Raw genomic sequence first — 22,408 nt, 5'->3', positions numbered from 1 at the left:
GCGTTCAATCTGAGCCATGATCAAACTCTTCAATTTAAGTTTGGTTGCTTCGAAAAGCGGCTCAATGAATTGCTGAAATAAACTTTTCGACTTCTTATTGCTAAGAAATCGTCTTGGTCACTTCACCAGACATTGAAAATCAAAAATTGTTTTTGATGTTCGATGCTGTGAGTGCCCACACAGATTGCTTGATTCAAATTGTTAAAGAACATCACGCTTGTCGCGTTGAGGAGGCGCATATTACGCTTCTCACCTCGAAAGTCAAGCGGTTGTTTTCGCTTTTCTTTCGGCGCCCACTTCGCTAGGAAGCTGGCTCATCAGTCCGGCGTGTTCCGCCGTGCTGGTAGGGGCGCATTATAGGGAGCCGCGCCGGGATGACAAGGGCTTTTTCAGCAAAAAAGTTAGTTCGCTCAGATATCAAGCAACCACCTCTTTTTTTGCTCAAAATGACATCAATCCTGGCTATTGCCGGATTTAAATTGAACATTTGAAAAGCCAACTTATAATTGCCATCTCAAATGTTTAATTGGAATGCCCTCATGCATCAAATCCTCGATAGCCATAAGGAAGAGCAAATCGTCCCGCTGTTCCGCCTGGGGTTCCGACCCTTCTTCTTGTTCGGTGCTCTGTTTGCTGCCGTCGGCATGTTGCTCTGGTTGGGGCAGCTCAACGGTTGGCTTACCTTGCCAGGGATTGCCAACCCGACCTGGTGGCATGGTCATGAGATGCTGTTTGGTTTCGGGGCTGCCATCGTCGCGGGTTTTCTGCTCACCGCGGTGCAGAACTGGACGGCCCATCCCGGGGTTCGGAGCTGGCCATTGGCAATGGTGGTGGGGTTGTGGATGTTGCCAAGGACCTTGTTACCCTGGCTGGGTGAAGAGAATACGCTCCTGATGGTAGCAGACCTGCTCTGGCTGCCGCTGTGCGCCTGGTTCCTTGCCAAGCCTATCTTGATAACCCGGCAATGGCGCAACCTCTTCTTCGTGCCCCTGTTGCTGATACTGACCCTGCTCAATGGCGCCAGCTGGTTATGGCAGGCCGATTGGACCACCGTTGAGCACCTATTGATCACCACTGTGCTGTTGTTTACCACCCTGATCGCCGTGATGGGTGGAAGGGTGATTCCGTTCTTCACCGCCCGAGCAACCGGTCAGGAGAAAGCTGCACCTCTACTCTGGCTGGAACGGACTGCGCTCGCGACACAGTGGCTTATCTTGCTCTGCTGGCTGTTACTCCCCACCCAATGGGTCACCAGCATATATATAGTGCCTCTCTATATAGTGGCGGCGAGTTTGCATCTGTGGCGACAACTGCGTTGGCATCTGCCATCGACCCTTACGCATCCCCTGCTGTGGTCACTCCATCTCGCTTATCTGTTTATCCCTCTTGGCCTGTTCGCCCTTGCGGCACATAGCGCGGATCTGCCCATCACGTTGTCGATGGCCAGCCACCTGCTCAGCGCAGGCTGCATGGGGACCATGATCCTGGGCATGATTGCGCGAGTCTCCCTCGGCCATAGCGGTAGAGCCTTGCAGGTAGGACGCAGGATCACTGGCGCATTCGCCCTGGTTATCGCTGCCGCCACAATGCGGGTGGTAATTCCGCTGTTCTGGCCCACTTTTACCCTGCATGGCTGGAACCTCAGCGCGCTTGCCTGGATCGCTGCCTATGGTCTGTTTGTCTGGGTCTATACCCCGATACTGATCCGCCCCAGAGCAGATGGTCGTCCGGGTTGATGACTGCGTAACATGTTCAGGGTGTTGCCACCGGATAGTGGATCAAGTTGTGAAAAATAGCCGGGGCTATGCCGAGATTGCGATAACCGTGGGGACGGTCGGCAGCAAAACGCACCGCCTCCCCTTGCTCAAATGAGCGCCACTCCCCTTCCACCAGCACCTCCATCATGCCACTGATGACGATGACATGCTCGGTCACTCCCGGCTCATGGGGCTCGGATTCACGCTGGTAACCCGGTAACAGGGTCAGCTCAAGCAACTCGAAACCAAACCGGTTTTCATAAGGGAAGAGCGGTGCCACTTGCATGCCCTCACCCGCAGGCTGCTGGCGAATAGCATCGGCGGTGCGATAGAGCACCTCTTCCGGCGTGGCGGGTGTGGGCTCGATGAAACTGGAAAATGAGACTCGAAAACCGGTGGCGATCTTCCACAGCGTCGCCACTGTCGGGCTGGACTCTCCCCGCTCAATCTGCCCCAGCATCGCCTTGCTGACACCCGTTTCGCGCGCGGCGGCATCCAGGCTCCAGCCGCGCTCGCTGCGCAGCCCCTTCAGTCGAGCAGCCAGATGCTGACTCATCTCTTGCATAACTGCCTCTTTATTACTCTTGCACGATGCGCCTTGTGCGCTATAGCGCACGGCGATATAGTCAAAGCTGTATTGTACGTAATAACGCACAGCGCGTCACAACGCCAAGAGGAAGAGTCATGCCCTTCGCCATCCCCCATCTGGTCGCAGGATTTATCGCCGTGATGGTCGGCTACACCAGCTCCGTCATCCTGATCATCCAGGCCGCCACAGCGGCGGGTGCAGATACAGCTCAAGTCGCCTCCTGGCTCTGGACGCTGGGGATCGGCATGGGGGTGAGCTGCATCGGCCTCTCTCTCTATTACCGCATACCCATACTAACCGCCTGGTCCACACCGGGTGCGGCACTGCTGATCACCACGCTGGGCAACTTCACTCTGGCGGAAGCCATCGGCGCCTTTGTGATCTCGTCCCTGCTGATCACTCTGTGTGGCATCAGCGGCTGGTTCGACCGTTTGATGAAACATATTCCGGCTCCACTGGCCGCCGCCATGCTCGCTGGCGTGCTGCTCAGATTCGGATTGGATCTATTCAAGGTCGCCCCGCAAGATCCCTTGCTGCTTGGCACCCTGCTGCTGGCCTTCCTGCTGGGTCGTCATCTCTGGCCCCGCTATACCATGGTGCTAGTACTGGGAGTGGGGATGCTGATCTGCAGCGTGCGGGGGGATTTGCAAATGGGCACCCTTCACTGGCAACTCGCCAGCCCGGTCTGGACATGGCCAGCCTTCTCCCTTGATGCTCTGTTTGGTATCGCGCTGCCGCTGTTCATTGTCACCATGACATCGCAAAACATGCCGGGAATTGCCATCTTGCGGGCCCACGGCTATCAGCCTTCCACCTCCTCGCTGATCAGCTGGACTGGCCTCACCGGTCTGCTGCTGGCTCCATTCGGCGGTTACGCCTTCAACCTGGCGGCCATCACTGCGGCCATCTGCATGGGGAAAGAGGTGGATCCGGATGCCAACCGGCGCTGGCCCGCGGCAGTGTGGGCTGGCTGCTTCTATCTGCTGACCGGCTGTTTCGGGGCCACGGTGGCGGCGCTGTTCACGGCCTTCCCGGCGATACTGGTGACCTGTGTCGCAGGGCTAGCCCTGCTCGGCACCATCGGCAGCAGCCTGCACTCGGCCTTGCAAGAGGATGAAGCGCGAGAAGCTGCGCTGCTCACCTTTATCATTACCGCGTCCGGGATCAGCCTGCTCGGCATCGCGGCAGCCTGCTGGGGTCTGCTGATTGGTCTGGCTATCTATCAGTTCCAATTATATCGACAAAGGAATCAATTGAACCTCAAACCGTGAACCTCTGCACACTATCCAGATAAAATGATTCACAAGTGAAACTAATTTCCTTCTAGTGGCGTCAGGGCACCAATCTTCCCGGACATGGTGCCCTGTCAGGTTCCATGCAACGGAGTATAAAAATGAAAAATCAGGCTGTCTTGTTACTACTGGCCATACTGGGTGCTACGAGCGTCCAGGCTGCCGATACGGATCGAGAGCTGGCTCGCCAGCTCGCACTTCAGCAGAAAAACCTGCTGCCCCTGCTGAGCAATCAGCAATACCAGAGCCCGCTTCCCAACCTGCTGCAGAAGGCCAGCCCGCGCCTTAAACGGCAGGCGAGCGATGCCAACCAGGCAGCCATCAGCCGGCAAGGACTGGATGGCGAGGTCAAGCAACTGATGCAGTTGAGGCTGGCCAACACCGATCAGGCCACAGCACTGCAGCAGGGCGTCGAACCGCTGGTCGCCTATGTTCCAAGTGGGGATGAGAAGAGCTGGAGCGCCATTGAAGCGTTCGATAGTGCTGGCAATCCCGTCTATCTGGATGTGGACAAGGCTCCGGCCCGGCCGGTTCTGGTAGTCGAAGCCGATCCCGTCAAAGCCAAAAACGCAGGCTTGAAGGTGATGCGCAAGGCGCTGGCCGATGCGGACCTGCAAAGCGCCCCGCGAGTAACGGCCAGCACAGTGCCACTCAAGACCAGTATCCTGAAAAAGATCAGGCTGAAGGATGATCAGGAGCCCTGGCTGCTCGGCGCAGCCGAAGTGTATGCTGTGGTCGCAGGGGTTAATCCCAGCCGGGATGAACCAGTGGTCGATATTGTCGACATGCCCTACCTCGACTATGACAACACAGACTACACCCCCAACCAGATCCTGGTTTACTGGGATCGCTATCGCTGGGGTGCCGTCGATGTGGTGATGATGGAGCAGGATGACAACGTCAACTATAAGGAGCTGAGCGCCCTGCTGATTGAAGCTCTCAAACTCGGCTTTACTGCGGGTGGCGTGCCGGAAGCCCTGCCCTTCCTCGATCTCGGCGGTCGCATCGTCAAGGCACTGCCCGACTCCTGGATGACCAACAACGACGACTATCTGGATACCTTCTACACACTGGAGCAGGATCAGGTCTATCGCCAGTATCCGGGGGCTGCCGGTAATGCGGTTATCGATCTTGAGCCAAAAGAGATCGCCCCGACCAGACCTTGATAATCGGCCATAACGAAAAAGCCAATGAGCAACTCATTGGCTTTTTGCTTTTATCGCGGTGACCACCGGTCAACCCTTGGGACGAACCCCCAGAGTATGGCAGATGGCATAAGTCAGCTCGGAGCGGTTCAGGGTATAGAAGTGGAAATCCTTCACCCCTTCCTGACTCAGCACGCGCACCTGATCGATGGCGATGCTCGCCCCCACCAGATTGCGGGTCATCTGATCGTTATCCAGCCCCTCGAAACGCTGATGCATCCAGCGCGGGATCTTCACGTTGGTAAAACCGGCAAACTTGGCCAGCGTCTGATAGTTGGAGACCGGCAGGATCCCCGGCACGATTTCGGCATCGATACCGATGGCCGCGCAGCGATCCCGGAAGCGCAAGTAAGTTTCCACATCGAAGAAAAACTGGGTGATGGCGCGGTTGGCACCGGCATCGATCTTGCGCTTGAGATTGAGCAGGTCGGATTGCGCACTCTTGGCCTCCGGGTGACCTTCCGGATAGGCGGCAACCGAGATATCGAAGTCCGCCTCTGACTTGAGCAGGGCAACCAGATCGGTGGCATACATATCCGGCTTCTCCAACCCCTGCGGCAAATCACCGCGCAGAGCCACGATATGACGAATACCGCTATTCCAGTAGTCGCGGGCGATGGTGCGCAATTCGTCGCGGCTGGCATCGATACAGGTCAGGTGCGGCGCCGCAATCAGGCCTGTCCGCTCCTTGATGTCCTTGATCACCTTGTGGGTGCGATCACGGGTACCGGAGTTGGCGCCATAAGTAACAGAGACGAACTTGGGTTCCAGCACTTTCAGCCGTTCGATGGACTGCCAGAGGGTATTCTCCATCCCTTCACTGTTGGGCGGAAAAAACTCGAAACTGACCGATATATCGCCATTCAAATCTGCCAAGCTCTGGTTGAGCGCCTCAACCTGACGTGCACTGTGAAATCCCATCTGCTTTTCTCCCTGTCCTACAATCCATCTGCCTACGTCAAAACGGATGTTTGGACGTCTAAACGTCTTTATATTTATGAGCAAAACGACACAAAGTCAACAGAGATTTACCTCACATCCGATCTGACGAACTTCATATTTACAAAATTAACGGTACGTAACCGAAAAGTGCCCATCCCAAAATTGCCCCAGTCGAGTTATGATGGGGGCAGATCGTCCTGGACGTTCTGAATCTGCGTGTGATTGTTTGGCCGGAGGTTTCTCCGGCCCCTTTTCATCTATTTCCCACTCCTGCCGATAACAGAATGAGTCTTTGCAGGAGCACCATCATGGATACCCATCCCGGCTTTGCCACCGACTTGCTGTTCGATCGCTATCAGGGCGAGGTTGTTCAGCACGATCAGTTCTGGGCGGTTCGCACGCCGGATGCTCCCGACTACTACTTCGGCAACTACCTGCTGCTCCCCAACCCACCCAGCGACCGTGACAAAGGCTGGCTGGAAGCCACATTTGATCAGCTGATCGGCCAGGATCCTCGAGTGCGCCACCGCACCTTCCAATGGCCACTGGCGGCCGGGCAAAACAGCCGGATCGCCGGTTTTGTCGCAACGGGTTACCAATATATGGAGTGCGTGGTGCTGGCGCTGGATGAACAGAGTTGCCCGCCCCCTCACGACGACATGAACAAGGTTGAGGCACGCACCTTCACTACTGCTGATTGGCCTGAGTGGCTCGACTTCGAACTCCATGAGCGGGATGAGGAACACTCTGAACAGAGCTATCTCCCCTATCTGCGATCCCGCCAGGCGCTCTATCAGGCCATGATTGCCGATGGTCTCGGGGACTGGTGGGGGATCTGGCAAGAGGGGCAACTGGTCGCCAGCTGTGGTCTCTTCTTTTGCGGCACACTTGGGCGCTTCCAGTTGGTACGCACGCACCATGCGTGGCGCAACCAGGGGTTATGCCGCCAGCTGCTGAGTCAAGTGGCTCGCGCAGGATTATCCCGTGCCAAACAGCTAATCATAGTGGCCGACGAGCATTACCATGCGCAGCGCATTTACCGCTCTCTGGGGTTTGCCCCGGTTGCTCGCATCGGCAGCCTCTGCCGCTGGCCCCACGAAGTACAATAAAGCGATACATGCTGGCCGCGAGCCATAAAAAAACGGGAGGCTGATGCCTCCCGCTCTTATTGATGCAGATGACCTATTGCTGTGGCTGCTGTGGCGCCTCCAGCTCGTTGGAGAGCGCCTGCTCTACCTCATCCGACTGCGCCGGTAATGGTGCAGCGGCGGCTGATGCGGGTTCTACGGGTGCCACCACGGCAGGCGTTTCACTGGTCGCGGGGGCTGCAGACACCTCAGTCGCTGGCGCTGAAGCCGAAGCAGGAGCAACCGCATCACACTGACAATCCACGCTCTTGGCCTTGTTGCCCTGATGAGGGGCATACCAGCCCTTCAAGCCACTTTCTAGGCGATCCGCGGCAGCTTTGGGCTCCATCTTGCCAAGCAGCACAGCCTGACTCACCTCTGCCAGTTCATCCCCCAACTTGGGCGTACCACGGGAGAGGATCTGGGTCGCCACCCGAATGGTCGAGTCACACTGATCGCGCCACTCCATCATCTCTTTGGCCGCCGGATTGGTGACATCGAAGAAGTGGTTGGAGAGGGAGAAGAATCCCGGCAACGAGTTGGTATAGAGCTCGGCAAATTGCGGCGTCGTCAGCCACTGCAGGAAGGCCATTGCCCCCTCTTTGTTCTTGCTGGCCGGGTTCATCCCCATACCGATATCGGTGTGGTCGGTAAAGAAACAGCCATCACCCTGTTTGGCCACCGGCGGACGCATGACGCCAAAATCGACCTTGCCGGTGAAGGGGGCAATCTCCCAGGAGCCCGCCACGTAGAAGCCGGCCTTGCCCGAGGTGAACAGCTCGTTACTGGTCGCATAATCGCGGCTCTCGCCACCTTCACCGAGGTAGGAGCGCCAGCGCGCCAGCTCATCGAACACCTTCACATATTGCGGGTTGTCCAACCGCTCCTGCCCGCCGATCAGTGCCAGACGGCCGTCCTCTCCCTTCCAGTAGTTGGGACCAATGTTCTGGAACCCCAGCTCGGAGGCAACCCAACTCTCGGAACCGCTCATGGCCAGCGGCACATAGCGACCGTCGGCCTTGATCTTGTCCAGCACGGCAAAGAACTGATCGCGGGTTTGCGGCAAGGTGAGCCCCAACTCACTGAAGATCTTCTTGTTATAGAAGAAGCCATGAATCACCGAGGCCATGGGTACGCAGAAGGTCTGGGCACCGGAGTCAGTCTGCCAGGGTGACTGGGCAAAACTCGGGAAGTTCTCCATCCCTGCCATTTCGGTCAGCTCGGCCAGATGGCCCGCCTTGAACAGGGCGAGCGAGTCATCAAACGGACGACAGGTAATGAGATCCCCCGCCTTACCGCCTTTCAGGCTCTCCCACAGGGTGGGCATGTAGTTGACGTTCTGCACCGGATGAAAACTCACCTTGATGCCGGGATGCGCCGCTTCAAACGCCGGGATAATCTTCTGCTCCCACAACGCCTTGTCATCGGTTCGCCAGCTTTCAATCACCAGCTCGCTGGCCATCAGCTGGCCACACAACAGGAGACTCAGGGCTCCAATCCACTTTTTAGACATAAGCCCTCCTAGACCTTGAAATGTGCGATCAATTGCTGCTGTTTGGCGACCAGGTCGGCCAGCACTTCGCTGCTACTGGCGGATTCGCGCGCCTCGCGCTCAGTCTCGTATGCCACATCGGCAATACCGGCGATATGACGAGCGACCCCCTGACTGACGGAGATCTGCTCCTGAGCGGCATGGGCCACCTGATCCGCCATCGACTTGATGGCCCCCATCCGATCGGCAATGGATTGCAGCGCCACATCCATCTCGCGAGTCTGCTCGACACAGCTCTGGGTCTGCTCCTGGCTACGCCCCATCACTTCAACCACATGCTTGCTGGAGCTCTGCAGGTTCTCAATCATCCCCTGGATCTCTTCGGTCGAGGTCTGGGTGCGATTGGCCAGCGCCCGTACCTCATCGGCCACCACCGCAAAACCGCGACCGGCATCGCCAGCACGAGCCGCTTCGATGGCAGCGTTCAACGCCAGCAGGTTGGTCTGCTCGGCAATGCTGCGGATCACATCGAGAATGCTGCCGATGTTGTTGCTGAATTCCCCAAGTTTGTAGGTGATCCCGACCGCCTCTTCCATGGCGCCAGCCAGCTGCTCGGTGATCCGGCGAGTGGTGGCCACTTTCTGGCGACCATTACGCGCCTCTTCATCGGCCAGATCCACTTCCCGCTTGGTGCCATCGGTAGAGCGGGCCACCTCGGTGGCGCTCACTTCCAGCTCGGTAATGGCGGCGGCCACCTGATCGGTCTGGCTCTTCTGCTCTTGTACCCGGGACATGGCCCGTTCGCTGATCTCGGCGGCCCGGCTCGCCTCATCCACCAGATGGCGGGAGCCCGCATTGATTTGAGAGAGTAGTTCACCGGTCTTGCCCGCCAGCGTATCGATAGAGCGGGAAAGGCTGCCAAATTCACAACTGCTGCGGTAGTTGATGCGGCGGGTCATGTCACCGGCCGCCATGTAATCGAGCTCCTTGTTGATCATCTGCAACGGGCGCTGAATGCTGCGCGCAGTGGTATAGCCGATCACCAGCGCCGCAGCGGCCGACATCGCGGCAACCACCAGGATCCAGAAGCTGGCACTGCTGACCGCCGCATCGGCGTTGATCCGGCTGTCGCTGGCGATGGCACCGGCGGACTTGCCCATCTCATCGAGCAAATTGAGGCTGTTGACCAGACTGGCATCCAGCTGCTGATTTTGCGTGGCCAGCGACAGCGCCAGTTGCTGAGCCTGACGCATGGTTGCCAGCAAGCCCTGAGCGCCGAGCGCCAACTCCTGCATCCGATCCAGATTGGAGACAAAGCGCGCTTTCACATCATCGGGCACCACTACCCGCTCCAACCGCTTGCGGGCCATCTCGATATCCTTGCTGAGTACCTTTTCCAGCTCATTTAGGTCGGTTTTGGCATCGGCACGGCGGATATTCTTCAGATCGCGGGCGATACCCGAGGTAATAAGCTCCGCCTTGTTGCGCATGGAGCGCTTGCTGGCGGTCTGTTGCAGCAGCAGATCCGCCGCCCACTGGTAGGTATCCTCAAGGCGGATAAATTCCATCTCCAGCTTGTGGCGCTGATCCAGCGCACTGACCCACTGCCGATGCTGGGCCAACACCTGATCCGCCAAGCCATAAAATTGGGTGGTAGCACTCTCAACCTGCTGGAAGCGGACACGAGCATCCGCTACGTCGGTAAATTTACCCATCTCCTGACTCAGCTGGGCGAAGCGGTTCTGCTGCTCCTTGAACTGATTGGCCAGCTGCGGCAACTGGGCGGCATCTTCACTGGTGCGGTAGACCAGCACCCAGCGGTTACTATCCTGCAGTGCCCCCTTTAGACCTGCGACAGCCACTACCAGCGGGGTTGCCCGGTCAGATACGGCAGAGAGGCCGTCATTTATACCCTTGATTTTAAAGGTACTGATCACACCAAGCAGGATCAGCAACAGCAGCATCAACACGAATCCGGCGATGATCCGCTGCACAATAGATAAGCCCATGGAGACATCCTCACTCATTGGGGGAAGGTAAAGTGAACATAGTCACTATCGGCAAGGGTGGCGAATAACTGAAATAAAGCGACAGGGATTTAATTGATTTGTATCGGGTTGGATCACAGTCCAGACAAAATCAGCAATACGAAAAAAGCCCGGCAAAAGCCGGGCTGAAAGAGACGTACTTTGCTATCTTCCGCGATCCGTTCAGAGCCGCAGTCAGAATCATTAGAAGCGGTAGCCAACACCCACCATAAAGGCCATCGGGTCGACCTTGGTATTAATGGTGCCAATCGCAGTATGCACATCGGTATCGATATCCATGATCCAGGCTGAACCGTTGACAAGCCAGCGGTCAGTGATCGCCATATCGATACCAACTTGTCCGGCAACACCCCAGGAGTCATCGACTTTGACATCGGTTCCTGACAGTGCACCACGACCCTCTTCATCAAAGAAGGTGGTGTAGTTCACGCCAATACCGACATACGGGCGAACCTTGCTTTGAGCATCGCCAAAATAGTACTGACCCATCAGAGTCGGCGGCAGATGCTTGATCTTGGCCACTTCAGCGCCACCCAGTTTGACTGAATGAGAGAAGGGGGTTGCAGCCAGCAATTCGACACCCCAGTTATCAGTAATCATGTAAGAGAGAGTCAATCCCAATTGCATGTTGTCATTAATTTCCAGCTCTACAGGCGTGCTGCTTTCCTGCGGCGATACAAATGCCAAACCACCACGAACCAGAATGTCGCCAGCCTGATGGGCCATGGCGAAAGGAGAGGCCACTGCAGCGGCAATCATCAGAGGAAGTAATTTTTTCATCACGTAATCCCTTTTTTTGTTTTCATTTGATGCTGTAAGCCCGCTGACTATATGCCCTTGTAAATGCAAAGTTATTGACTTGAAGCAAAGGTTGCGCGGAAATAAATCGATTGGTGTGACATCTTTGCGCGCCATCCCAATCTCCTTGAGTCCCCAGACAACAAGCCGGAATACCTGTTTCGACAGGTTGTAACCAACCCCATTCAGCGCCAAAACAAGCAAGCAAACCACACCTTATCGCTCGGCAGAGTGGCTATTAATTGTTGTTAATATGGGCAAATCAGCGTATTTTTTGCGCCGTGCAAGTTACTGGGAAGTAATGGTTTATTTATGAAAAATGAGTCGAAATGGCAAAAGGTGGGGGCCTTTCTCGCGGCCGTTTGGGGGATCGGATCCTTTCTCTTTATCCTGCTCGGTTTTATTGTCGCCCTGGCCTATCTGGTATTGGTCCGGCAGGGCTAATCCGGGCTGACAGTATGTTGCAACGCAAGACTATTCCCTTCGACAAGTTGCTCCGGGGTCTTTTCCATCACCTCCCGAACAGACAGAGTGCCCGAATAGCCACAGCATCGATTACGGCCCCTCAGTTTTGCCTGATAGAGCGCCAGGTCGGCCAGCTTGAAACTGTGGCTCCAGAAGGTATCGGGGCACGCCGGATGCAGAGGATACCGACAATATCCCGATGAAACCGTTAACCATAGCGGCCTCTCCTCCGAACCGAAACGGTGCTGAACAACACGAAGCCTCAGATAATCGGCACGCTGTACCAACTCTTGCTCATTATCCACCTGCAACAGGAGTAAAAACTCCTCCCCTCCCAACCGGATAACGGGCTCGGCGTCACTCACCACCAGCTTGTGCAGCAGTTCTGCCAGCTGCTGCAACACCAGATCACCCATATCATGACCAAATCGGTCGTTGATCCGTTTGAAATGATCGAGATCGAGCAGCAACAGCTGACAAGGGCGGGCCCAATTGTCTTGCAACCAGCTATCCAGATAACGACGATTGAAACAACGGGTCAAGGGGTCGGTGAATGCAGCCATCTCCATCTGGCTGGATTTTTCCAACAAATCATCGTGTTGCTGACTGACCTTGCTGGCCATCTCCTTGAACTTGCCGCTCAAGGTCGCCATCTCGGCGCTGCTGTCGATATAGGGGATCAAGGTGGCATCTGGCCGATCGCCAAAGCGTTGCAGCGCCGACACCAGCTGCTGCAACGGGGTAAGCACAATGCTGTTGAGCCGGTACATGGCGATCATGACGCAGATAAAACTGATAAAAAGCATACCAATAAAGGTCCAGAGCGCCCCCTCCATGACGCCACTCAAGATCTTTCTCTCCTCCTCAATCACCAGAGTCAGCACCGGCTGGTTATCGCTGTTGAGCAGTCGCACCTCTCCCCTAAGCCGGGTGAGCCCAAGGTCGATCAGGCGATACGTTATTTGCGGTTTCAGTTTTTTGAAGGTAGCGGTGACATCCAGATTGGCGTGGGAGATCGCCAGAGGCAGCGCGGTACGCTCCGATACCTGCTCGAGATAGGCCTTGTCGAGCCAACGTACAACCAGCAAGAAACCGTTGAACGGTGCCGACTCGTCACTGTTTCTGATCGGCTGCCACGAGTACATCAGCGGCCCCCACTGGGAAGCACGGATCCCGTGCAGATTGATGCCCCCTTGCGCCACCGAGCGCGCCCTTAACTGCTTTTTCAGCTCATCAAGGAAGTAGGGAAACTGGTCCGGATTGATCCCCGGCGCATCGGGTAGCAGGGTGCGCGTCCAGATTTCGTAGCCGGTGAGATCCATGAAGCTCATCAGGTTGAGACTAAAATCCCGCATCGGCATATCACTGAACAGGTTGGATTCGATGTACGCCCTGCTTTTGTTGTCCATAAAACGGTGACTGTCATCCCAGATGCCCCAATCCCGACTGAATGCATCCAGAGCGGCCACATCCGCCTGCACCGCCTTGGTCACGCGCAGCAGATGCCCCTTCATTCGCTGCTCTTCAATCCGGCTGGCAGCCGGGATTTGGGCCCACGCCAGCAGGACCAGCAATAGCAGGATCGCCCCCAGCCAGATGGGGAACATGGAGTAAGCCAACTGATGATCAATCGTGCGCGGAGCCTGAGCCATAACCCGATATATCCATTACCATGATGCTGAGATGCCAAGCCTGCCCACACTTGACGAGCTTCCCCCTATGCTCCCGATTTTTATAACAAAAAGGGGCCAAAGGCCCCTCGATTATAACGGCTTATCGCGCCAAAAGTGGCCTCAAAAAACGAGCTGTATGAGACTCTTTATTGGTGCAAATCTCTTCCGGCGTCCCCGTCACCAGAATGCGGCCACCACCGGCGCCCCCCTCCGGACCCAGATCGACGATCCAGTCGGCAGTTTTGATGACATCCAGATTGTGCTCGATGATGACGATGGTGTTGCCACGATCCCGCAGCTGGTGCAGCACCTTGAGTAGCTGCTGGATATCGTGGAAGTGCAGCCCGGTGGTCGGCTCGTCCAGAATGTAGAGAGTCTGACCGGTATCCCGCTTGGAGAGCTCCCGCGCCAGCTTGACCCGCTGTGCCTCACCGCCAGACAAGGTTGTGGCCGACTGGCCGAGGCGGATATAGGAGAGGCCCACGTCCATCAGGGTCTGCAGCTTGCGCGCCACTGCCGGTACCGGATCGAAGAACTCGCGGGCATCTTCCACCGTCATCTCGAGGATTTCGTGGATGTTCTTGCCCTTGTACTTCACCTCCAGCGTCTCGCGGTTGTAGCGCTTGCCCTTGCAGACGTCGCACGGCACGTAGACATCCGGCAGGAAGTGCATCTCCACCTTGATGACCCCATCCCCCTGACACGCTTCGCAGCGGCCCCCCTTCACGTTGAAGGAGAAGCGGCCCGGCTGGTAGCCGCGCGAACGCGCCTCCTGGGTGCCGGAAAGCAGTTCGCGGATCGGCGTAAACAGGCCCGTGTAGGTGGCCGGGTTGGAGCGCGGGGTTCGACCGATGGGGCTCTGGTCGATATCCACCACCTTGTCCAGATGCTCCAGCCCTTCCACGCTGCGATAGGGCGCCGGGGTGGACTCGGTCGCCTTGTTGAGCTCGCGATGAGCGATGCGGAACAGGGTGTCGTTGATCAGGGTCGACTTGCCGGAACCGGAGACGCCGGTGACGCAGGTCATCACCCCGATGGGCAGATCCAGGTTGACGTTGCGCAGGTTGTTGCCGCTCGCCCCCTTGAGTTTCAGCCACTTGCCGGTGAGCGGGGTGCGCTCGGCAGGAATGGCGATCTGCTTGCGACCGGAGAGGTAGTCACCGGTGAGTGACTCGGGATTGGCAATGATCTCCTCCGGCGTACCCTGCGCGACGATGGCCCCGCCGTGTACCCCGGCTCCCGGGCCGATATCGAGCACATGGTCGGCGAGGCGGATGGCATCCTCGTCGTGCTCCACCACGATCACCGTGTTGCCCAGATCGCGCAGATGGGTGAGGGTCTTGAGCAACCGCTCGTTGTCGCGCTGATGCAGACCGATGGAAGGCTCATCGAGTACATACATGACGCCCACCAGCCCGGCACCGATCTGGCTGGCCAGTCGAATGCGCTGCGCTTCGCCACCGGAGAGGGTCTCGGCACTGCGGGACAGGCTCAGATAGTTGAGACCCACATTCACCAGGAAGCCAAGCCGCTCGACGATCTCTTTGAGGATCTTCTCGGCAATCTGGGCGCGCTGGCCGGTGAGGTTCAACCCTTCGAAGAAGGCCAGTGCATCGCCGATGGACTGCTCGGCAATGGCCGGCAGGTTGCGGTTGTCGACAAAAACGTGGCGCGCCTCTTCCCGCAGCCGACTGCCACCGCAGCTGGTACAGGATTTGTTGGCGATGTATTTGGAGAGCTCTTCACGCACCGAGTTGGACTCGGTCTCCCGGTAGCGCCGCTCCATGTTGTGCAGGATCCCCTCGAACGGGTGCTTGCGCACTACCACGTCGCCGCGATCGTTCATGTAACGGAACTCGATCTCGGTGCGACCGGAACCGCGCAGGATCACATCCTGGGTCTTCAGTGGCAGATCCTCCCACGGCGTCTCCAGATCGAACTTGTAGTGCTCGGAGAGGGATTTGAGCATCTGGAAGTAATAGAAGCTACGTTTGTCCCAGCCGCGAATCGCGCCGTTGGCCAGACTGATGGCCGGATCGCCGATCACCTTGGCCGGATCGAAATATTGCTGCACGCCCAAACCATCACAGGTGGGACAGGCACCGGCCGGGTTGTTGAAAGAGAAGATGCGCGGCTCCAGCTCCGACATGGAGTAGCCGCACTCCGGGCAGGCGAAGTTGGCGGAGAAGGTCATGGGAGCAACCCCCTCCTCCCCGTCCATCGGCACCACCAACACGATACCACCGGATAGGGTCAGCGCCGTCTCGAACGACTCGGCCAGACGCAAGGCAAGGTCATCGCGCACCTTGAAGCGGTCCACCACCACCTCGATGGTGTGCTTCTTGTGCAGCTCCAGCGCGGGAGGGTCGGATAGATCGCACACCTCGCCGTCGATACGGGCACGGATATAACCCTGCGCCGCCAGATTCTCCAGCAGCTTGGTGTGTTCCCCCTTGCGGTCACGCACCACCGGGGCCAGCAGCATCAGCTTGCTCCCCTCCGGCTGGGCCAGTACCTGATCCACCATCTGGCTGATGGTCTGGGCGGCAAGCGGAATGGCATGGGTCGGGCAGCGCGGCTCACCGACCCGGGCGAACAGCAGACGCAGGTAGTCGTAGATTTCGGTGATGGTGCCGACGGTCGAGCGCGGGTTATGGGAAGTGGACTTCTGCTCGATGGAAATGGCGGGCGAAAGCCCCTCGATATGGTCGACGTCCGGCTTCTCCATCAGGGAGAGGAACTGGCGAGCATAGGCGGAGAGGGACTCCACATAGCGGCGCTGCCCCTCGGCATAGAGGGTATCGAACGCCAGAGAGGATTTGCCCGAGCCGGAGAGGCCGGTGACCACGATCAGCTTGTCGCGGGGCAGGGTCAGATTGATGTTCTTGAGGTTGTGGGTGCGAGCACCCCGGACCACGATCTTTTCCATCTTGTTGCACGCTCGATACAGAAACCTGAGCGAGTCAGTATGGCATAGAGACTACTGGATGAATAGACAGTCATGAGATGAAATGCGCATCATCCGGCGCACGCCATCTGCTCTTTTTTCTCCACCAGCAGCCGCTCGTTTTGCCATATCAGAGCGGTGACCTCGACCCGATAGGGACAACGCAAACCCAGCCCTATTTTGCCAACCGCCATGACCACTCCAGCCCGCAGCGACAGATTACGGCTCTGGCGCTGAGTCGTGCTCCCGGCCGCCCCTTCGCCATGCACCAGCAAGCTGACACTCACCGTCAAGTCGCGCTTGCTGAGCAGCGTTGGCGCAAGTGACAGCCCCTGCTCGTTCTGCGCAATATTGAGGGACAAGCGGATCGACGGATCGGGCTCCATCTCGTTTCCCCTGGCGCTTGCTGGGGAAGCGACGCGATGAACCAGCATCAACCCACAGAGCAGCACCAATAAAAGAGGGGCCCGCAGGCCCCTGAATCCGGAGATGACCATCAGTTGCTACCAGCCCCTTGATAGACATAGGCATGGTTATCGCTGCCCAATACGGTCACATTGGCAGTATTAAAGCTTTCGTTTTGCACCACATCAACGGTGTTGCGCCCCCCACCAACCCCAGCATTGACATAGACATTGGCCTCGTGCTCAGCGCCGTTCTGGGTCACTGTGAGCTTGTTCTCGCTACCCAAGTAGGACTCAACCTTGGCATTGTTCAACTCACCATCCTGGGTCACTTTGACCACAGACTCAGAGTGAGACGCATCGGCATAGGCCCAGTTGTCAGTGCCTTTCTGAGCAACGACCAGCTCGTTGTCCGAGCCCCAGGTCCAGGCGCCTTTGCCTTCACCATCACGAGCAGAGGCAACCTGGTTGCCAGTTCCGTTCTGGTCGATATCGATGGTATTGCCGCTGCCTGCTTGTTGCACTGCATTGGCATAGTTGTCATTACCTACCTGATCAATGGTGACCGCACCATCGGTACTGCTGGCTAACTGGTTGACCACGGCCTTGTTGTCATCACCTGTCTGGTTGACCAAGGCATCATTGCCAGTACCTTGCTGGTCGGTCTCAATCCGGTTGCGATTACCATCCTGTGTCAGGTCAGCAAACTCCCCGGTTCCAGACTGTTTGGCCAACAGGCCGTTGCCATTCCCGGCATCAGACCCTTGCTGCAGAGTCACCACTTCACCGCGGGTTCCACTTTGCTCAACAGTCGCTACGTTGGCACTATCGTATTGAGTGACGTCTGCATTGTTCAAAGAACCACTCTGAGTCACCACTGCAGATGTTCCTTCCGCCGGTGCATAGTCATAGTTACCGGTTGCCTGCAGCACCTTGGTGATATTGCTCTCTCCACGTTGTACCACTTCGGCGTTGGCTCCATCAGCCGCTGTCTGGGTCACGTCAGCCTGGTGAGCCCCCCCTTCTAGCTGCTGTACACTCGCCCGAGCGAAATCGGATATCTGGTTATTAATGACAGCCCGATTACCATCCGAGATTTGAGTGATCCTGGAGTCAGCTAAGTCACCATTATCTTGCTTGATCTTGGCGTCGTTGCGATCCCCATCCTGCACAACCCCGGCAACCGCACCGCCATTCTCAAATTGCTGAATCACATCAGCAAAGTTGTCGTTCCCCTTTGTATCGATGGAGGCTTTGGAGAGGTTAGTGTCACCTTGTTGCAAGATGTAACCCTCGTTACTGTCACCTACCTGCCGAGTATCGGCATCTGACTGGCCGGTATTCTTTTGAGTGGTAACAGCTGTGTTGTTGTTACCAGCTTGATCGATGTTAGCCTTGTTATCGACGCTTCCCACCACCTGGTTAATGGTGGCGATATTGCCGCTCTGGGCCTGGTTCACCGTAGCCTGGTTGCCAGTAGATGCCGCCCAAGCGGTGCTGGTCGCCAGAAGAACTGCCGAGGCAATGATGGTACGTTTAAACATGATTTCCCTCTCGTGCTAATGGTTGAGCCTAGGCTCAGTTGGTTTGAACGACATTTACTTGCTGATTGGCCCCCATCTGGATGACGGTGGCCGTTAATCCGATTCCGTTCTGCTCGATGCTGGCCTGATTGCCATCACCCAGCTGGATCGCCCGGGCCTGATTGTCTGCCCCTTGCTGACTGATCCAGGCTTCATTGCCGCTGCCTTGTTGCAGCAGCCAAATCCGGTTATTGATGCCCGCCTGATAGAGTTCGGCGCTATTGCCCTCACCCAGTTGCGCACCATTGACCCAGTTCTCATCTCCTACCTGGGAGAGCGCCAACTCATTGGCCCAACCCTGTTGCAGCAGGCGCGCCTGATTCAGCTCCCCTTGCTGGGTGAGGTGCAGTTGCTGCTCGCTACCGAGTTGCCACAACAGCGCCTGATTCCCGTCGTTCTGCAGACCGGAATCCAGCTCGCTTGCCATCGCCAGCTCATCAAAGACGGCAGGCTCTGCGGCGAGTTGCGGGGCGCCCGATATCAGCAGAAAAAAGAGAGCACTCAACAGATGTTTCATCGCGCCATCGCCTTGTTGGAAAACGCCCACAGTATCCCTGTCAGACAAGAGGCGGCCTATCAGGCACTCCGCTGATTCGAGGATGAAAAACACCGCCCTGTCGCTGAGCAGAAAGTCTTAAGTCGTATTCGATAGAGGCCAAAAAAATGCCCTCCACCAGGGAGGGCATTGCGAGAGAGGGAAAACTCAAAGCAGCGGGGCGTTGTCTTGCAGGTACTCCTGCAGGATCGGATTGTCGATATCCCGCTGGTCGGCCAGTTGCCACAGATTGTCCCGTACACCATTGGCTATCAGCCGGATCACTCCGGACTCGATAGCCGACATGACACACATCTGTACCGGTTCGTTGGTGCTGAAACCGGCCTCGGCCTCCAGCAGGCGCTTGTACTCGACGAAGCGGAATACCCCGGCCTGCACCTGTTGCGACAATACTGTCTTGGAGGTGGTGACACTGTTCAGGATCCGGCCTGAACGGATATCGACGGCACGCAGATTGACCGTCACCTGATCGACGCGGTACTCCCCGCTGGCACCGATGCCGAAATACTTGGCCCCCGCCCCGCCGGTTCGTACATTGCTGTCATAGGCGACTATCCCCCCCTCGATCAGGATGTTGGCGGCGACCAGAGAGGGCAGTTGATTGGCATTGTTGCCGGGAACGTTGGGCTTGTTCTGGGCCGCCCGCACAATCTTGCGTTCAGTCAGCAGGTTCTGCAGCCCCTCTCGCTCCAGCGGCACAAACCATTGAGAGTCCCACAAGGCCGTGCTCAGCATGGCCACCCCACCCTGGGTGACCGCCGTGGAGAAGTTGGACGCCGGTGCGGGCAGGTACTGACCGGTCTGATCGCGAAAATCGTAGACGGCCGCGACAATTTTCCCTTTTGGCTTGGGCAGACTGATCAGCTCCTTGTAAGAGACGGATCGCGGCATCAGGGTTGCCTTCTCATCGGCAACGGGCGAGCCAATATGGGTCGCACAGCCAGCCAGCGCAAGCAGGGGCACTATCAATAACAGTTGTCGTTTCATCGCGCCCTCAATCAGCAATCAGGCCATTCACTTCGATCATGGTGGTCTGGTTGGTCACCCGGTCGGTGATCGAAACCACCAGGGTGCCATCTTCATCCACCACATTGATGGCAAAATCATCGGTCACCAGACTGCCGCTCTGGCTGCCATCCTTGCCGATATCGGCCAACAGCTGGCTGATCAGGCGGGATTGCAGGTTGGAGGTCAGGCGATCCAGCGCCGAGGTGCCGCTGCTACCACTGCCACTGGCGGGATCCTTGTAATCATTCTGCGCATTGGCGGTGCCAAGCAGATGACTGCTGTTGAGAGGGTTACCCCCAAAGCTGGGGTTGACGGGGCGATAGACAAGCTCCGACGCATGGAGCGCTGGCGCTATCAGTGCTGCAACTAGCCATAACCGGGCACGCATGAGAAATATCCTTATAGTTCATCATGTTCCAAATCGAAGGTATCCATGAACAGGGTCGCGATCTTCTGCTGTTCGAGGGTCTGCCTGACCTGTGACCAAGCCAGTTTGGCACTCTGCTCCTGCTGATTGCTGCCGGGAGAGAGCGCGGTTTTAAAAATCACCTTCCGGTTATGGGTGATCCAGATCAGGCTGCCCCAGCGAGCAGTCGGGCGCTCATGAATCGTCAGATTTTCTCTGGCATTCGGGTCTTCATCACTGCGCAACCGGGTAAATTCGTTATAAAAGCCCTGACCGAAGCGGGTAAAAGTGCGGTCCAGCACCAAACCATCCACATCCAGCCGATCACTCTCCTGCTCCGGCTGTACCGACTCCAGCGGTGCATCGGCCTCGGCCGCCACAACGCTCGTGCAGCCCCAGAGCAGCGCAAGGCAACACGCCACAGAGAGCGCTTTCATCAGTGGGAGTCCGGAGCATCGAGATACTCTTTGGCCCAGCTCACCGCCTGGATCCGGTTCTTCACATTCAGCTTTTTAAAGACGTTATAGAGGTGGGATTTGACGGTGTGCTCGCTGACAAACAGGCTGTCGGCGATCTCGACATTGGAGGCGCCCGTCATCAGATAACGGATAATCTCCTGCTCTCTGGCTGTCAGAAGGGTGTCGTTGCGTAGCAGGTAGCTATTGCCTTGGCGATAGTATTCGACCAGCTCGCACAGCAGGTGGCGCGGCATCCAGTACTCGCCCAACAGGATTTTCTGCAACCCGGCAACCAGTCGGTCGAGCGGATCCTGACGGAAAAACAGACCGCAGATCTGCGGCCACATCAGCAACAGGTCGCGATCCGTCGCAGTGGGAGCATTGAGCAGCACAGTGGTCGCCATGCCAAAGCGTTCGGAGATCGCCCGGTTCCAGCCCAGTGACTGGCCAGAGCGGATATAGTCGAGATCGATGAGAAACAGCGTGCCGTCACACTGGTTATCTAGCTGATTAATCTCGTGGATTAGCTGGACGGGACGGCTCAAATGAGAGATGAGATAGGCAGCAAATGTGCTGGCCTGCACATTATTTTCAGTGACCAGTGCGATCGGGCATGCGGCTTTCATTGTGTGCTCTTCCTTGAACCTGTAAACCACCTAATCTGGCCGACTGAGTCTACCAAGGAGGTATGGGAGCACAATATTAAAAAAGTATGAGAATGGATCTCATAAATATCGTAACCATATGTTTTTATTCGATTTAAAAACCGATTACAATTCGCCAATCTGCCAGCATAACAGGAATATATGGCAGAAATGTGATGCCGGACGCGCCGGAAACAGCTGCAACCCGACCATCACTACAGCAGGAGCCAACAGTTACCTTTGGCACATCAAGCCGGTTAAGGATGCTGCCAATCCGCTTCGCAACTGTTACTATGACCGTCACATGCGTCTGCGGGACATTGCGCCTCGCACACAGCAACTAATCAGGTATCTAGTCGTGTTGGACCAGGTTTCGACCTGGCCGGTAAATAAGGTGGAAGAGAGATTATGGCCAGTCGAGGCATCAATAAAGTCATTCTGATCGGTAACCTCGGGCAAGACCCGGAAGTACGCTACATGCCGAGTGGCGGTGCCGTGACCAACATTACTCTGGCTACCTCCGAAACCTGGCGCGACAAGCAGACCGGTGAGCAGAAAGAGCGTACCGAATGGCATCGCGTCGTCTTCATGGGCAAGCTGGCCGAAGTGGCTGGCGAGTACCTGAAGAAGGGCTCCCAGGTCTATGTGGAAGGCAAACTGCAAACCCGCAAATGGCAGGATCAGAGCGGCCAGGAGCGCTACACCACTGAAGTGCTGGTCGACAGCTTCACTGGCGTGATGCAGATGCTGGGTGGCCGTCCGCAAGGCGGTCAGGGTATGGGCCAGAACATGGGTGGCCAATCCCAGGGTAACTGGGGTCAGCCGCAGCAGAGCATGCCTGCCCAGCAGCCGATGAATCAACAGCGCCCGGCACCAGCTCCGCAGCAGAACATGCAGCCGCAAGGCGGTTATGGCCGTCCTGCCCAGCAGCCGCAATCTGCGCCGCCGGTATATAACGAGCCGCCGATGGATTTCGACGACGATATCCCGTTCTAAGAACAGAATATTGAAAAG

General features: G+C 57.0%; 19 protein-coding genes. 5 read left to right on the top strand and 14 right to left on the bottom strand.

The features are described 5' to 3' along the window. Positions 1 to 539 precede the first annotated feature (539 nt). Positions 540 to 1,736 carry an NnrS family protein gene (locus G5306_RS15180; RefSeq protein WP_219295632.1) on the top strand — a complete coding sequence of 399 codons (1,197 nt, stop codon included), beginning with the start codon at positions 540 to 542 and terminating at the stop codon, positions 1,734 to 1,736. Between the two features lie 16 nt (positions 1,737 to 1,752). On the opposite strand, the gene G5306_RS15175 is transcribed toward G5306_RS15180, so the two are convergent. After that, on the bottom strand, positions 1,753 to 2,322 hold the full coding sequence (locus G5306_RS15175) for a helix-turn-helix domain-containing protein (RefSeq protein ID WP_043822550.1): 570 nt from the start codon (positions 2,320 to 2,322) through the stop codon (positions 1,753 to 1,755). 119 nt (positions 2,323 to 2,441) lie between these two features. On the opposite strand from G5306_RS15175, the gene G5306_RS15170 reads away from it, so the two are divergent. Both G5306_RS15170 and G5306_RS15165 read left to right on the top strand, forming a co-directional pair. Continuing rightward, positions 2,442 to 3,617: a benzoate/H(+) symporter BenE family transporter gene (locus tag G5306_RS15170; protein ID WP_421313091.1), complete on the top strand. Its 1,176-nt coding sequence runs from the start codon at positions 2,442 to 2,444 to the stop codon at positions 3,615 to 3,617. Positions 3,618 to 3,739: 122 nt separating this feature from the next. Beyond that, the gene (locus G5306_RS15165; RefSeq protein ID WP_219295629.1) at positions 3,740 to 4,804 is read left to right on the top strand and encodes a DUF3103 family protein; all 1,065 of its coding nucleotides are present in this window, start codon (positions 3,740 to 3,742) and stop codon (positions 4,802 to 4,804) included. Positions 4,805 to 4,873: 69 nt separating this feature from the next. Here the strand turns inward: G5306_RS15165 and metF are convergent, their stop codons facing one another. Then, entirely contained in the window at positions 4,874 to 5,764 is an 891-nt protein-coding gene (gene metF, locus G5306_RS15160) for a methylenetetrahydrofolate reductase (RefSeq protein WP_005340191.1), read from the bottom strand. A gap of 329 nt (positions 5,765 to 6,093) precedes the next feature. Here metF and G5306_RS15155 point away from each other — a divergent pair, with 329 nt between their 5' ends. Then, positions 6,094 to 6,894, top strand: a complete 801-nt coding sequence (locus G5306_RS15155; protein ID WP_421313090.1) for a GNAT family N-acetyltransferase — start codon at positions 6,094 to 6,096, stop codon at positions 6,892 to 6,894. Between the two features lie 73 nt (positions 6,895 to 6,967). Here G5306_RS15155 and G5306_RS15150 read toward each other — a convergent pair whose 3' ends face one another. The 12 genes from G5306_RS15150 to G5306_RS15095 all read right to left on the bottom strand — a co-directional run bounded on the left by G5306_RS15150 (position 6,968) and on the right by G5306_RS15095 (position 21,376). After that, a complete protein-coding gene (locus G5306_RS15150; protein ID WP_421313089.1) occupies positions 6,968 to 8,425 on the bottom strand; it encodes an ABC transporter substrate-binding protein in 1,458 nt (485 codons plus the stop codon). 8 nt (positions 8,426 to 8,433) lie between these two features. Next, entirely contained in the window at positions 8,434 to 10,413 is a 1,980-nt protein-coding gene (locus G5306_RS15145) for a HAMP domain-containing methyl-accepting chemotaxis protein (RefSeq protein WP_164535993.1), read from the bottom strand. A 222-nt stretch (positions 10,414 to 10,635) separates the two neighbouring features. Further along, complete coding sequence (locus G5306_RS15140; protein ID WP_421313092.1) at positions 10,636 to 11,232, bottom strand: OmpW family outer membrane protein; 597 nt, start codon at positions 11,230 to 11,232, stop codon at positions 10,636 to 10,638. Between the two features lie 458 nt (positions 11,233 to 11,690). Next, on the bottom strand, positions 11,691 to 13,367 hold the full coding sequence (locus G5306_RS15135; RefSeq protein ID WP_421313088.1) for a sensor domain-containing diguanylate cyclase: 1,677 nt from the start codon (positions 13,365 to 13,367) through the stop codon (positions 11,691 to 11,693). Between the two features lie 121 nt (positions 13,368 to 13,488). Next, positions 13,489 to 16,317 (bottom strand): excinuclease ABC subunit UvrA, encoded by a 2,829-nt coding sequence (uvrA, locus tag G5306_RS15130; protein ID WP_421313087.1) that lies wholly within the window; start codon positions 16,315 to 16,317, stop codon positions 13,489 to 13,491. Positions 16,318 to 16,406: 89 nt separating this feature from the next. Next, positions 16,407 to 16,721 (bottom strand): curli-like amyloid fiber formation chaperone CsgH, encoded by a 315-nt coding sequence (gene csgH, locus G5306_RS15125; RefSeq protein WP_257493016.1) that lies wholly within the window; start codon positions 16,719 to 16,721, stop codon positions 16,407 to 16,409. A gap of 110 nt (positions 16,722 to 16,831) precedes the next feature. After that, complete coding sequence (locus G5306_RS15120) at positions 16,832 to 18,283, bottom strand: curlin (RefSeq protein WP_216952160.1); 1,452 nt, start codon at positions 18,281 to 18,283, stop codon at positions 16,832 to 16,834. Positions 18,284 to 18,317: 34 nt separating this feature from the next. Then, positions 18,318 to 18,839 carry a curlin gene (locus G5306_RS15115; protein ID WP_201952781.1) on the bottom strand — a complete coding sequence of 174 codons (522 nt, stop codon included), beginning with the start codon at positions 18,837 to 18,839 and terminating at the stop codon, positions 18,318 to 18,320. Positions 18,840 to 19,025: 186 nt separating this feature from the next. Next, positions 19,026 to 19,865 carry a CsgG/HfaB family protein gene (locus tag G5306_RS15110; RefSeq protein WP_005355003.1) on the bottom strand — a complete coding sequence of 280 codons (840 nt, stop codon included), beginning with the start codon at positions 19,863 to 19,865 and terminating at the stop codon, positions 19,026 to 19,028. A 7-nt stretch (positions 19,866 to 19,872) separates the two neighbouring features. Further along, entirely contained in the window at positions 19,873 to 20,274 is a 402-nt protein-coding gene (locus G5306_RS15105) for a curli assembly protein CsgF (protein ID WP_042063493.1), read from the bottom strand. 11 nt (positions 20,275 to 20,285) lie between these two features. Next, a complete protein-coding gene (locus G5306_RS15100; protein WP_421313086.1) occupies positions 20,286 to 20,729 on the bottom strand; it encodes a curli production assembly/transport protein CsgE in 444 nt (147 codons plus the stop codon). After that, a complete protein-coding gene (locus tag G5306_RS15095) occupies positions 20,729 to 21,376 on the bottom strand; it encodes a LuxR C-terminal-related transcriptional regulator (protein ID WP_042080923.1) in 648 nt (215 codons plus the stop codon). The genes G5306_RS15100 and G5306_RS15095 overlap by 1 nt, the downstream gene beginning before the upstream one ends. Positions 21,377 to 21,802: 426 nt before the next feature. Here G5306_RS15095 and G5306_RS15090 point away from each other — a divergent pair, with 426 nt between their 5' ends. Further along, entirely contained in the window at positions 21,803 to 22,390 is a 588-nt protein-coding gene (locus G5306_RS15090; RefSeq protein ID WP_005340181.1) for a single-stranded DNA-binding protein, read from the top strand. Positions 22,391 to 22,408 lie beyond the last annotated feature (18 nt).

Source organism: Aeromonas sp. 603404, assembly GCF_049171775.1.
GTDB lineage: Bacteria > Pseudomonadota > Gammaproteobacteria > Enterobacterales > Aeromonadaceae > Aeromonas > Aeromonas veronii_A.
The sequence above is the reverse complement of the archived record's forward strand: the minus strand, read 5'-3'. Positions and strand labels throughout refer to the sequence as shown.